The sequence below is a fragment of the Paenibacillus sp. LjRoot56 genome, from assembly GCF_964253335.1.
GTDB classification, from domain to species: Bacteria; Bacillota; Bacilli; order Paenibacillales; family NBRC-103111; genus Paenibacillus_E; species Paenibacillus_E allorhizoplanae.
On record NZ_CAXURV020000004.1, the window covers coordinates 306,080 to 319,423 of the forward strand.

General features: G+C 46.7%; 9 protein-coding genes and 1 pseudogene. 2 read left to right on the top strand and 8 right to left on the bottom strand.

The features are described 5' to 3' along the window. Positions 1-49 precede the first annotated feature (49 nt). Positions 50-1,243: an MFS transporter gene (locus ACSQ8O_RS27070; protein ID WP_436244963.1), complete on the top strand. Its 1,194-nt coding sequence runs from the start codon at positions 50-52 to the stop codon at positions 1,241-1,243. A 150-nt stretch (positions 1,244-1,393) separates the two neighbouring features. On the opposite strand, the gene ACSQ8O_RS27075 is transcribed toward ACSQ8O_RS27070, so the two are convergent. From ACSQ8O_RS27075 to ACSQ8O_RS27095, 5 genes and pseudogenes are all read right to left on the bottom strand, one after another. Continuing rightward, on the bottom strand, positions 1,394-2,158 hold the full coding sequence (locus ACSQ8O_RS27075; protein ID WP_436244199.1) for an SDR family oxidoreductase: 765 nt from the start codon (positions 2,156-2,158) through the stop codon (positions 1,394-1,396). Between the two features lie 218 nt (positions 2,159-2,376). Then, positions 2,377-3,435, bottom strand: a complete 1,059-nt coding sequence (locus ACSQ8O_RS27080) for an Atu2307/SP_0267 family LLM class monooxygenase (RefSeq protein ID WP_436244200.1) — start codon at positions 3,433-3,435, stop codon at positions 2,377-2,379. A 247-nt stretch (positions 3,436-3,682) separates the two neighbouring features. Continuing rightward, positions 3,683-4,174, bottom strand: a complete 492-nt coding sequence (locus tag ACSQ8O_RS27085) for an SDR family NAD(P)-dependent oxidoreductase (RefSeq protein WP_436244201.1) — start codon at positions 4,172-4,174, stop codon at positions 3,683-3,685. A 107-nt stretch (positions 4,175-4,281) separates the two neighbouring features. Beyond that, a pseudogene (locus ACSQ8O_RS27090) lies at positions 4,282-4,371 on the bottom strand (SDR family oxidoreductase); the annotation flags it as partial. 201 nt (positions 4,372-4,572) lie between these two features. Then, positions 4,573-6,282, bottom strand: coding sequence for a hypothetical protein (locus tag ACSQ8O_RS27095; RefSeq protein WP_436244202.1), 1,710 nt, complete (start codon positions 6,280-6,282; stop codon positions 4,573-4,575). A 207-nt stretch (positions 6,283-6,489) separates the two neighbouring features. Here ACSQ8O_RS27095 and ACSQ8O_RS27100 point away from each other — a divergent pair, with 207 nt between their 5' ends. Then, positions 6,490-7,524, top strand: a complete 1,035-nt coding sequence (locus ACSQ8O_RS27100) for a YheC/YheD family protein (protein WP_436244203.1) — start codon at positions 6,490-6,492, stop codon at positions 7,522-7,524. 50 nt (positions 7,525-7,574) lie between these two features. Here the strand turns inward: ACSQ8O_RS27100 and nasC are convergent, their stop codons facing one another. The 3 genes from nasC to ACSQ8O_RS27115 form a co-directional block, all read right to left on the bottom strand. Beyond that, positions 7,575-9,710: an assimilatory nitrate reductase catalytic subunit NasC gene (gene nasC, locus ACSQ8O_RS27105; RefSeq protein ID WP_436244204.1), complete on the bottom strand. Its 2,136-nt coding sequence runs from the start codon at positions 9,708-9,710 to the stop codon at positions 7,575-7,577. A 4-nt stretch (positions 9,711-9,714) separates the two neighbouring features. Beyond that, the gene (gene nirB / locus ACSQ8O_RS27110; protein ID WP_436244205.1) at positions 9,715-12,096 is read right to left on the bottom strand and encodes a nitrite reductase large subunit NirB; all 2,382 of its coding nucleotides are present in this window, start codon (positions 12,094-12,096) and stop codon (positions 9,715-9,717) included. Positions 12,097-12,158: 62 nt separating this feature from the next. Next, positions 12,159-13,337, bottom strand: a complete 1,179-nt coding sequence (locus tag ACSQ8O_RS27115) for an MFS transporter (RefSeq protein WP_436244206.1) — start codon at positions 13,335-13,337, stop codon at positions 12,159-12,161. Between the last annotated feature and the right edge of the window lie 7 nt (positions 13,338-13,344).

The following is a 13,344-nucleotide window of genomic DNA, read 5'->3' on the forward strand; positions in this document are numbered from 1 at the left end:
CGAATTGATGTAGGGGTAAACTCGACTAGTACATAAAGGAGGAAGCTTTATCATCAAAGTTAGCGATAATAAAGATCCCAAACTCGTCTTTCGTCAAGTATTTTGGGCTGCCGGGTTTGGTTGGTTATTTGATGCCATGGATGTCGGTTTGTTATCTTTTATCCTTGTTGCACTTCGCAAAGAGTGGGCGCTTACGGCTCAAGAGGCGGGGCTTCTTGGTTCGGTCAATTTGATTGGCATGGCTATCGGAGCAGCATTTGGCGGATACCTTGCGGATAAAATTGGTCGTCGTCCCGTGTTTTTACTGACCTTAGTATGTTTTGGTGTATTCAGTTTTGGCAGCGCGTTTGCGGGCGGATTAGGGAGTATGCTCATCCTGCGTTTCTTCATGGGGCTCGGGCTCGGTGCTGAGCTTCCTGTAGCTTCTACACTTGTTAATGAATTCGCGCCGCCCGATAAAAAAGGGCGAATTGTTGTGATGCTGGAGAGTTTCTGGGCTGTAGGCTGGATTATAGCCGCTGTTCTCGCTTACTTTGTGATCCCTCCATTCGGCTGGCGAACAGCTGTAATGATCGGAGCAATTCCCGTTTTGTTTGCTTTCTGGGTCCGACGAGCGGTTCCTGAATCTCCGCAATTCGGTAATCACCTCGGGCAACCGATGAAGTTAACGAAGTTGTTCACCACGTATAAAAGAGAGACCATTGCGCTTTGGGCTGTTTGGTTTGCCATTGCTTTTTCCTATTACGGGATGTTTCTTTGGCTTCCTTCCGTTTTGGTCGATAAAGGTTTCTCGATGATTCAAAGCTTTCGTTATGTACTTCTAATGACACTAGCCCAACTACCTGGTTATTTTGCTGCCGCTTACTTGGTGGAGAAATGGGGCCGCAAGCCGACTTTATCCATTTTTCTTGTTCTTTCTGGGGTGATGTCATTGGGTTTCGGATTAAGCCATAGCATTTCCATACTTTTATTGTTCGGCTCGTTACTGTCCTTTTTTAATTTAGGTGCTTGGGGAGCGCTGTACGCGTACACACCTGAGAATTACCCGACAGAAATCAGAGCAGTTGGAACTGGATTTGCGGCTAGCTTCGGTAGAATAGGTAGTGTGATTGCACCATTTTTGGTGGGCGCAATGGTACAAAAGAACATTGGCTACGCATCGATTTTTGGCATGTTTGCAGTCGTAATTTTGTTGGGTACAGGGATACTTTTATTATTCGGTAAAGAAACCAAAGTTCGCTGAGTCCAGCGTCCTGCCCAAAATAAAGTAACATAAATGACAAGAACATTATCCCATTCCATTCCCGTAAAACTGCCTCGAAAAACACGAAAAACCACCCTGTGAGAGCACAGGGTGGATTGCTGGTGGATACAACATTTGCACATATTTTGCTTAATTTCCTTGGGTTACAGAGCGATTCAGCCAATCATGGAAACGTGTTGTAGTGATTCGTGCACTGCTATCATTCGGAACAAGCGATTGATCATTCACTTCCACTGAACCGAAGTATAGTGCATTCTCATCTGTGATTACTTGACGTGCGTCTTGATTGGCACCCAAGAATTGTCGAACAAGTTCGTCAAGGCCAATTTGATCAGGACCAGCCACATCGACAATGCCATTCACAGGTGCACCAAGGGCGAAATCAGTCACCACGGCCGCGACATCATCTGAAACAATTGGCTGTGTAAGCGCGGAAGGTAGCCGAACGATATCCCCTTCCGTAGCCACATAAGCGATGCTGCCAATGAATTCAAAGAACTGTGTAGCGCGGACAATTGTATAAGGAATTGGGGAAGCTTTGATTAGCTCTTCTTGGGCCAATTTGGCGCGGAAATAACCGCTTTGTAGAAGACGTTCGGTACCCACGACCGATAGTGCAACGTGATGACTTACACCTGCCACTGCTTCAGCAGCTAGAAGATTCTTATTCGACGTCACGAAGAACTCCATAACGGCCTCATCTTCAAACGAAGGCGAGTTAGTCACGTCCACGACAATCTGTGCACCGCGCAGTGCTTCCGCGAGCCCTTCACCTGTAAGCGTATTGACACCTAAAGAAGGTGATGCCGGTACGACTTCATACCCAAGCTCACGAAGGTTTTTTACAACTTTGGATCCAATGAGTCCACTACCACCAATAACTACTATTTTCATATGAATTCCTCCTAGTTTATAGCCCTTTAAATAGGCTAGAGATGTGTAATTGACTACCTCAAATTTGTTTGACATGTATAAGACAATTGGCGTCTTCTAAGTGTGACAAAAAAGTTCTGGTTAATTTCACCTCCTTGATTATCAGGAAAGTAATAGCAAAAAGGCCGTTGATTATTATCAACGGCCTCCTCATTCAATCTGGCAAACTATTATATCTTTTAGAAATTTCTTTCCTCAACATCCAACCTAGCGACTTCTTCCCGGACTCGAGGTGCGACTTCCGTTCCCAATAGTTCAATGGCTTTCATCACATCTTCGTGCGGCATGGTGCCTACAGGCAAATGAAGGAAAAATCGCGAGAAGCCTAAATGCTTGTACATGTGAATTATTTTGTTCGCTACCGTTTCAGAATCGCCAACATATAATGCGCCTTCTAAGCTGCTCGCAGCATCGAAGCTTGCGCGGCTGTAATGCCCCCAACCCCGCTCTTTCCCAAAATAATTAAACGATGCTTGAGTAGGAGGGAAATACTTGTCTACCGCAAGTGAAGTACTTTCCGCAACGAACCCTAGGGAGTGAACGGCTATCTTTAATTTTGAAGCATCATGTCCTGCACGAGTAGCTGCTTTCTTATAGAGTGGCACAAGTGGAGCAAATTGCAATGGACTTCCGCCAATAATGGCCAGAACAAGAGGCAGTCCAAGTACCCCGGCCCTTATGACTGATTCCGAATTTCCCCCGCTGCCTAGCCATATCGGTAATGGGTCCTGAACTGGACGCGGATACACACCAAGATTCGTAAAGGCCGGTCTATGGCCACCTTTCCAGGTTACCTTTTCTGAGTCTCTTAGTTTTAATAATAATTCCAGTTTTTCTTCAAAAAGTACTTCATAGTCTTTTAAATCATAACCAAACAAGGGGAATGCATCGACCATAGAGCCTCGACCCGCGATAATCTCAGCTCGCCCATTTGAAATACCATCGAGCGTGGCAAACTGCTGAAATAAACGAACTGGATCCGCGGCAGAAAGTACAGTTACCGAACTGGTTAAACGTATCCTTTGTGTAACGGCTGCCGCTGCCGCAAGTATAACCGCAGTAGCAGAATCCCCGAATTCCTTACGATGATGCTCGCCGACCCCAAATATATCCAACCCAACCTTATCAGCTAGGACAATTTCCTCTACGACCTGTCGCAATCGCTCCGCATGACTTATCGTCTCGCCTGTTTGAACATCCGGCGTTGTTTCGACAAAAGTATCTACACCTATTTCCATTTTCGAATCCTCCTATATATAAAACAAAAAACTAATGATATTTAAAATATTATTATATATTCTAAATATAGGATATATTTATTCTTTGTATTTGTCAACAAGGATAAAGGCAAGAAACAATGGTAGCAGCTTATAGAATGGGAAGAATTGAACTAGAAAAAACAAAAAAAGAAGCTGCTATGAAACAAGCTCCTCCATTATTGATTTTCATTCGCATTATGTCGGAATGAGTATGAGTAATAACCTCTTACCAAGCTGACGCACCGCCGTCGACCGGGAAGTTGGTGCCTGTGATAAAAGATGCTCGATCAGAAGCGATGAAAGCTGCGAGCTCCACGAGCTCTGCAGGTTGACCAAAGCGCTTGAGAAGCGTCTTTTGGGTTATTGCATCCCGGGCCGCCTGTATGGTCACCCGCCAGTCTTCAATAGAGAAATCGGGCATCGGACCAAAACGTTGAATCGCTGCGTTATTGTAGACGACGTCTAGTCCGCCGTAAGAAGCCACAGCTTCCTCAACCATTTTCCGCGCCTGTTCGGGGTCAGTAAGATCGAATGGCGCGATACCATTCATTTCACCCTCGGAGCGTCGTACTAGTTCAACTGTCTCGTTGTTTGCATTAACGTCGATATCACACCCAAATAACTTTGCCCCTTCTCCAGCAAAAGTAATCGCCGCGGCGCGCCCCAGTCCTCCTCCTGTGCCAGTAATCAGTACGATCTTATTGTCGAGTATTCCCATAGCTTCCTCCTAGCCTGTAGCTTGACCGTGGAACAACGAATCGAACTGACCACTTTATTAAACTCTTTTGGATATTTTTCATTATCATTTTCAAATTTTAAATATGTATCTACGGTTATTTCTGCTCCCTGCACAAAGGATGAGTCATCGGAAGCGAGGAACAAGGCCACACTAGCAATTTCCTCTGGATCCCCCATATCCTACTCCTTTTTTATACGGCACAAGAAGGTAGCCAGTAGAAATACAAGTCCAAACGTTCAAAAAATAAAATACGGGGTAAGATTCCCTTACCCCAAGACCACTAACATATAAACTATGTTAAAAAAGCTGCACAAGGAAGCCTGTTGGGTTGCTCATAAACCTACAGAATCCTAACGTGATTTGCGGTCACGTTGTTATTAACTAGGAGTATAAGATAGACTAGCACTAAACGAGAGTTGAGTAATATCAGCTGCTGAAGGATTAGACGCTACATTCGTCCTTATACGAATACCAATACGATCACCTGCTACGACACCTAATGTTCCGAGATTAATATTCGTTGCTGCATAGAAAGTACCGGCAATTACCGTATTACCAGGACCTCCAAAAGTAAGTGAGCTAGTCAGCGGAGTTGTCAAGTATTGTGAAGCAAGATGACTAACCCCATTATTAGGAAATGAAGGTGCTCTGAAAACTGTGAAATCATATACAAGTGGTGTCACATTTATAGAAGCCACTGAAGCAACCAATAAATCTGCGCTTATTTGTAAATTTCGAATAATTCCATTAAAGGGAATTGGGAATGCAAAACCACCTGCTTCTGGCGGCATCGTTGATTCTCCAGCTCCATTAATAACTTCAACCGTGTGATTACCAAAACCCATTAAAATTGGAGCAGCTGATACAACTGTAGCGCCACTGAGGATGATACCTGTTGAAAATGGAATTAATCCTCCAGCACCTGCTGGTCCTGCTGGTCCTGTAGCTCCAGTTGCCCCTGATACTCCCGCTGTACCTGGCGCTCCAGTTGGTCCTGTTGCTCCAGTTGCCCCTGCTGCTCCCGCTGTACCTGGCGCTCCAGTTGGCCCTGTTGCTCCGGTTGCACCTGCTGCTCCCGCTGTACCTGGCGCTCCAGTTGGCCCTGTTGCTCCGGTTGCACCTGCTGCTCCCGCTGTACCTGGCGCTCCAGTTGGCCCTGTTGCTCCGGTTGCACCTGCTGCTCCCGCTGTACCTGGCGCTCCAGTTGGCCCTGTTGCTCCGGCTGTACCCGTTGCTCCGGTTGGCCCTACTTCTCCCGCAGTCCCCTGTGCTCCTGTTGGTCCTGTTGGTCCCGCTGCTCCCGTTGGCCCAGGTGGACCACCCGCTGGTCCTGTTGCCCCCGTAGCTCCTACAGCTCCCGTAGCTCCTGCACCTGTAGCTCCGGTTGCACCCACTGCTCCAGCTGCTCCCGCTGATCCGGTTGGCCCTGCTGCTCCCGTTGCTCCTGTTGGCCCCGGTGGACCACCTGCTGGTCCGGTTGCTCCCGTAGCTCCAGCAGCCCCCGTAGCTCCTGCACCTGTAGCTCCGGTTGCACCCGCTGCTCCCGCTGGTCCTGTTGCTCCCGTAGCTCCAGCACCTGTAGCTCCTGTTGCACCCACTGATCCCGCTGTTCCCGTTGGTCCCATTGGTCCCACTGTTCCTGATGGTCCCGTCGGCCCTGCAGGTCCCATTGGTCCCATTGGCCCCATAGATCCCACTGCACCCGCTGTTCCTGTTGGCCCTGCAGGTCCCATTGTTCCCGTTGGTCCCGTGGATCCTGCTAGTCCTTCTGGTCCTCGTTGTCCTTCTGGTCCTCGTTGTCCTTCTGGTCCTCGTTGTCCTTCCGGTCCTTGAAGACCTCGTGGTCCTGCTGGTCCCTCTGGCCCTTTGGGTCCTCGTGGACCTTCAGGCCCTTCTTTCCCTTTGTGACCTCGTGGACCTTCTGGCCCCGTAGCTCCTTTTGCTCCCGTCGCTCCTGCTGGTCCTGGTGCTCCTACTGGTCCTGGTGCTCCCGTAGGACCTGCTGCCCCTGATGTCCCCGTAGGACCTTGGGGCCCCCGTGGTCCTTCTGGCCCTGGAGGACCTGGCGGGCAATTACATTTCCCCATACTAATCTCATCTCCCTATTTTCAAGCGTATTTCATCATATTAAAAGCCTAAATAGATAGACACAGTAAATGCCTACCAAATTAGTAAAAGTGGAAAATAAAGCTAATTATTCAACAAAAATCAGCTCTTTTATGTGATTGTCCCATACCAAAATGACCGCGCTAGCATTCATTATTAAAGATGGATGATGGCAGGGAGTGATAGGAATGGACAAGCGCCTATTAATAGGTATTATGGTAACTAAAAGGATTAGTAGAAAAAGTATATTGGGTCTTTGTCAACGTTATCAAAATCAAAACCTGAGACTTTATGCTTTCACTCCAGCAGATATACGGTGGAAAAAGCAACGTATTATTGGACTTAGCCTGAAAAATGGCAAATGGATACAACGTATGTTCCCTTTCCCTCGTGTCGTCTATAACCGTTGTTATAACAAAGACTCAATGACCATTCAAAGCCTAGAGAAAATAATAGGTAAGAATAAGTGTTTCAATTCAATCAATCATTTCAATAAATGGGATCTTCATAACCAGCTACACCAATCAAATCTTTCGGAATATATACCCGACACATTTCAATATAATGAAGTGAACATATCAGAACTATTAGACAAAAGTAATCTTCTCTTTATAAAACCAATTTATGGATCTAAAGGGGCGTCTGTCTATCGAATTGAACGTCTGGATAATGACGATACTCACATTTCCTTACACAGTCTAGCTCCAAGAGTTATTTGCAGGAAAAATGAAAGCATTCAGGAAAAGTTAGATGTTCTCCTCGGACGAAAGAACTACTTGGTCCAACAAGGGATTCAAATGAGTCAACTCGATCGTCAATATTTTGACATCCGTGTCCTTGTTCAAAAGGGGAATGTTGGTCAGTGGATGATATACAACATCACTTGTAGAGTGGCATACGAACGTTACTTTAACACAAGTATGTGTGAACGTGTTTATGAGGCAGCAGAAATTCTCAATCGAATACTTTCGCCTGAAAAAGCAACTGAAATCCTACAGTCTCTGAACGAATTAAGTGTAATGGCCGCTCAAGAAGCAGAAACTCTTATGGGATCATTGGGAGAACTGAGTGTGGATTTTGTTTTGGACAAACAAAGTAAATTATGGATTATTGAACTGAATGGGAAACCTCAAAAAAATATATACGAGGATCTAAAAGGCTTTAAACATAAGGATCTTTATCGTAGACCAATGGAATATGCTTATTATCTTACTCAAACATAAAAAAACCGAACTCATCGCTGCAAACGATCGACGAGTTCGGTTTCTTCATTTTATACATATTCCGATACTAAGGGACTTACCTTTACCGCACATACTTTAAACCCTGGCATTTTGCAAGTTGGATCGAGCGCATCATTCGTCAATTTATTAACGTTTTGCGTATCGCCCCAATGCATAGGCACGAACACGGTATCTTCGCGAATAGCGTCACTATAGCGACTACGCACATAAATTTCACCGCGTTTGGAGGTCAACTTCACAAGTGTAGCATCTTTGATATGGTGCTTTTTCGCAGTTCTAGGATGGATCTCCATGAAGGATTCCACATCTCTCGCGGCTAATGATGGACTTTTGCGGGTTTGCACACCTGTAAGATAATGCACGAGTACTCGGCCAGTGGTCAAATACAGTGGGAAATCCTCGCTAGTCTGTTCCTTGGGCAGATGATTCTCCACAGTAGTGAGAAGCGCTCTTCCTGCTGGAAGTGGAAATGAGGATTCGAATAAGCGTTTTGCACCAGGATGCGCTTCTTCTGGACAAGGCCAATAGACGCCTTCTTCCTTCCGCAATCGCTCATAGCTAATGCCATAGTAGTCAGCTGTTCCACCGCGACTTGCAAGTCGAAGCTCATTAAAGACATCTTCCACCTGTCCGAATGGAAAGAACTTCCCTCTCCCAAGCTTCTCGGCGAGCTCACAAAGAACCTGCCAATCATGCTTAGCTTCTCCAGGTGCAGGACGACCAGCCTCTCGTAGAAGCACGCGTCCCTCCAAGTTAGTTAACGTCCCGCCATTCTCTAAATAGGCCGTTACCGGTAAAATCAGATCAGCTAACTGAGCCGTTTCGGAGATAAGAAAGTCTGCAACCACAAGGAAATCGAGCTTCTTCAACCCTTCTTCAACGAAGTTTGCGTTGGGGTTCGAGACGAGTGGATTCGAGCCCATCACGAATAACGCCCGAATCTTCTGTTCGTGAACCTTCTCCATCATTTCATAAGCAGATACACCTTTGCCTGGCAGTTCACTCGGATCTATGCCCCACACATTCGCCACATAAGCGCGATCCTCTGGATTTTCAATAAGCCGGTAGCCTGGAAGTTGATCCGCTTTTTGACCATGCTCCCTTCCGCCTTGCCCGTTCCCCTGACCTGTGACAGCCCCATAGCCGCAGCCAGGTTTGCCGATTTTACCTGTAAGAAGTACGAGATTCAGGAAGTTGCGAACCGCCATATGGCCATCCGTTTGCTGCTCCACGCCTCTAGCTGTAAACACCATGCCAGTTTTCGCTTTCCCGTAACTCAATGCGGCCTTACGAATCAACTGAGCTGGCACTCCGGTTAAGCGGGAAATTTCTTCCATATCAAGCGAGTCAAGATGCGCTTTCAGTTCCATGAAGCCTGTAGTCCGATTAGCTACGAATTCTTCGTCTAAGCAACTCTCCTCAAGCAGAACTTTGAGCATCCCATTGGCCAAAGTCGCATCCATGCCAGGCTTCACACGTAAATGAATATCGGCGATACGCGTAGTTCCCGTTTCACGCGGATCAATTGCTATGATGATAGCACCCTTCTCTTTGGCTCTTGTAAAATAAGGCATCAACGTCGGTTGACACTCCGCAATGTTCGTACCTGCCAGTATGATACACTCGGCTAATTCAATGTCCGATAGTTGGTTCGTTAATCCTCGATCCATCCCGAATACTTTAACACCAGCTGATGCAGCGGCTGACATACAGAACCTGCCATTATAATCAATGTACTTCGTTTGCAACGCAACACGCGCGAATTTGCCTAATAAATAAGCAGATTCATTCGTGAGCGAACCGCCGCCATATAACCCTACTGTGTGATTACCATACGCTTCGCGGAGGCTGTTAAATTGACTTGCGATCAGCTCATAGGCGTCATGCCAAGTAATTTGCTCGAACCGACCATTTCGCTTTACCATCGGATGGAGCAGTCGTTCTCCTGTTAGCACATGCTGATAGGCGTTCATTCCTTTGATGCAAAGACGGCCTTCAGATGCTTGATTTGGCTTAGGCACAATAGAATATACAGACTTTCCATCAGATGCGCTGCGATCTTCGATGACTTGCATTTTGCACTGCACACTGCAAAAGGGGCATTGCGTATCAATCACATGTAAAGAATCAGTAACGACTTGATCTTGCTGTGCAAATAGACTCATAAGCTCACCTGGCCAATGCAGCTGTCGGCTGCGAATTTACTTGCTGATATTCGATCATCTTGCTCTCTATCTGCCATCTACTAAGTAGTTCCATACGTATTGTAAGATTGAATATATGTTCACGAAGCTGCGTAATCCCTTTACGTTCAACCCATTGACCTGTCGTTTCACCGAAATTCGCTTCTTCACGGTACCATTGAAGAATTACGGTTGCTAGATCGAGCACTGTCTCCTCATTGGGTTCCATACAGAATAACTCAGCTTGACGAAGCTTCGTACCTCCGCTGCCTCCAACATAGATTTCCCAGCCACCTGGGACACCTACAAGTCCTAAGTCCTTGGAAAGTGTGCCCGCTCGGTGCAAGGGACTCGCGGAAACCGCAACACTTACCTGTGTTGGCATTTGCAATCCTTCCAAACGCTGTTCAAGCCTAATACCCATATGAATGGAATCTTGAAGTGCACTTCGATCGTAATCTTTTCCTGCGCATGTTGCAACAGAGGTGATCATTCTACCGTATGATGGGGCAGTCGATGCCCGGTGGCCAATCTCAGCACCGATGTCATTGACTTGCTCCTTAGGAATACCTAGTAGATCGAGATGCGCACCGCCTGTTAGTTTCACTAACGGGACGCGATATTTATCGATCAAATCGGCAAGAAGCCTTAATTGTTCGGCGTTCGTGACGCCGCCATACATGCGCGGCGTGATGGCATACGTGCCATCAGCGAGCAAGCTCGCTGATGAATCCAACGACAACGATTCAGCACTAACCTTATCGGCAGCAGCACCACGTGTCTGGCCGATGTAATACTGCACAGCCGGACGGCATATCGCGCATCCGTCCACCTTGCTCCAACCTAGCGCCTGCATAGCTTCATGCGCGGTCTCGAAGCTTGCGCTGCGCACAGCGTCGCGCAGCTCATCATGGCTGTGCGATGTGCATCCGCACACCGTTTCCTTCGGCTCAGCCGGCGCGTCCTGGCTCTGCAGCGCCAGCTGCAGCATCGCCGATACGAGCGGCTTGCAGCCACCGCAGGTGCTCGATGCCCGCGTGCATGCGCGAATATCCTCGACAGTCGCGCATCCGTTATCACGTACCGCATCGAGGATGCCGCCCTTGGTTACACCGTTGCAAGAGCATACGGTTGCCGTTAGCGCCAATGAGGACGCATAGGCTTCGTCTGCTCCGCCACCTACTGCCGACGCTTCCTCCAACACAGACACGTCCGCTTGTTGTTTAATGTAGCCGAGCAGTTTGTTACCCTCACTGCTGTCTCCGAAGAGGACGGCTCCAACGATTTTGTTATTACGTACAGCAATCTTCTTATACGTGTTTTTAATACCATCTATCACTTTCAGTGACGTTGTAATTTCGGAATCACGAATTTCTCCTGCTGAGAATACTTCTACACCTGATACTTTTAATTGGGAATACAATATGGACCCTTGATAGCCTTCGGTTTCTAGGCCGCATATTTTCTTAGCGAGTACTTTACCTTGTTCATATAAAGGAGCTACCAGTCCATATACCATATTACGATGCTCTGCGCACTCCCCGACCGCATACACTCCTGGCACATTCGTTTCCATATAATCATCAACCATGATTGCACGATTCGTATCTATGCCACTGTCTGCCGCAAGCTTAATATTGGGACGTACACCAACTGCTATGACGATCAAATCTGCCTCGACTTTGCTTCCATCTTTGAATAGGAGACCTTCTACTCGTTTCTTACCCAGAATTTTCTCAGTCTGCTTCTCAAGTAGAAATTTCATCCCTTGTTTCTCCAACTCTCTCCGCAACATCCCTGCTGAAGTCGGACTTAGTTGGCGCTCCATCAAATGGTGGTATATATGAACGACATGAACATCCATCCCCAAATTAAGCAAGCCGCGAGCTGCTTCAAGACCAAGTAGGCCACCGCCGATAACAACGGCTTTCTTATATTTTTTGGATGCTTCTACCATTTTATTGCAATCATTAATATCGCGGAATGCCGTCACACCCGGTTTATCTGCACCAGGTAAAGGAAGCATGAATGGTAACGAACCCGTGGCAAGAATCAATTGATCATAATCAACTGTCCGCCCTTTTTCGCTCACGACTCTTCGTTTGGAGGTATCAATACTTATCACGGGATCCCCAGCGTAAAGTGTAATCCCTTTATCTTCATACCATTGCCAATCATTAATGGTAATGTCATTGATAGCTGTACTTCCTTGAAGCACTTTCGACAACATAATCCGATTATAATTGGGATGCGGTTCACTACCGAAGATTGTGATTTCGAATCGATCTGGCGCAAGTACGAGAATTTCTTCCACACAGCGAACGCCAGCCATTCCGTTTCCTATTAAGACAAGTTTTTGTTTCCCCATAGCCTAATGACCTCCACATTCCCATGCTGAAGTACTCATGTTCCTATCCGTAGATAACCCCGCTACGATGCTAACGTTCGTTGTTTGTTCAACACCATGCGTCTCGTTGCAAGATTCATCCAAAGACAAGCGCACGCGAATACCATAAGCAAGACAAATCCCAACGTATAAGCACCTGATAAATCTTTTACAATCCCTAATACAATTGGCGGGAAAAATCCACCTAAACCGCCTGCTGCACCAACAATTCCAGTAACAGCTCCCGTATTACCCGAAGAAACTTCGGGAACCATTTTGAACACGGCGCCATTCCCAATACCAAGCAAGGTAGCCGCTACTAGACAACAGACACTAAAGAAAGTGAATTGATGCAGGGACGCTGACAATGCAATCGAAGTTATGATCATACCTGTAAATACCACTACAAGTACACTACGTGATCCAATACGGTCTGCTAGATAGCCACCTAAAGGACGAATGAGCGTCGCAATAACGACAAATCCTGCCGTTTTCAATCCTGCATCCGTGGCTGATAAATGAAATAGATCCTTGAGAAACGTAGGCAAGTAGGCGCCAAATGCAACGAACCCACCGAATGTTAGAAAATAGAAAAATGATAAATACCAGGTTGATTGATCCTTCAGGACTACCATCGATTGTTTAAATGTCTTCTTTTGAGGGGGAGCGGGTAAATCCTTCGTTCCGATCCAGAAGATAGCCGTTACCAGCACGATCATGATTGCGAGACTCCAGAACACCCATTGGAAACCGTATTGGTTAAACACGAAGGGCAATGAAAAGCTCGCAGCCGCACCGCCTAGATTACCTAGGCCCGCTAATCCAAGTACCAAACCTTGTCGTTCAGGAGGAAACCATCTAGAAACATATGTAAGGGAAATGGCAAAGGTCGTCCCCGCCATCCCAATAAAAAGTGCGCAAAGCAGCAACATCCAGTAAGAGTGCACAAAACCCGCAAACAGAAGTGGAATCGTAAGAAAGAGCATTGTGATCGTGAATACACGTTTACCACCGAAACGATCTGTATATATCCCCATCGGGATTCGCATGATGGAACCGAGCAGCACAGGCGTTGCGATTAAGAAACTTTTTTGTATCGTGCTTAACTGAAATAATTCTTGAATTTGTCCAGCTATAGGTGAAAAAACGCCCCAGATCACAAAGGATGCCATCATAGCTAACGTGGATAATCCTAAAGCAACTGCTGATCCATTATGTCGCATGATTCCG

Excerpts from the sequence above, each read along its gene's own strand:
- ACSQ8O_RS27075 (WP_436244199.1), bottom strand. The coding sequence starts at position 2,158 with ATGAAAATAGTAGTTATTGGTGGTAGTGGACTCATTGGATCCAAAGTT.
- ACSQ8O_RS27080 (WP_436244200.1), bottom strand. The coding sequence starts at position 3,435 with ATGGAAATAGGTGTAGATACTTTTGTCGAAACAACGCCGGATGTTCAA.
- ACSQ8O_RS27085 (WP_436244201.1), bottom strand. The coding sequence starts at position 4,174 with ATGGGAATACTCGACAATAAGATCGTACTGATTACTGGCACAGGAGGA.
- ACSQ8O_RS27095 (WP_436244202.1), bottom strand. The coding sequence starts at position 6,282 with ATGGGGAAATGTAATTGCCCGCCAGGTCCTCCAGGGCCAGAAGGACCA.
- ACSQ8O_RS27100 (WP_436244203.1), top strand. The coding sequence starts at position 6,490 with ATGGACAAGCGCCTATTAATAGGTATTATGGTAACTAAAAGGATTAGT.
- nasC (WP_436244204.1), bottom strand. The coding sequence starts at position 9,710 with ATGAGTCTATTTGCACAGCAAGATCAAGTCGTTACTGATTCTTTACAT.
- nirB (WP_436244205.1), bottom strand. The coding sequence starts at position 12,096 with ATGGGGAAACAAAAACTTGTCTTAATAGGAAACGGAATGGCTGGCGTT.
- ACSQ8O_RS27115 (WP_436244206.1), bottom strand. The coding sequence starts at position 13,337 with ATGCGACATAATGGATCAGCAGTTGCTTTAGGATTATCCACGTTAGCT.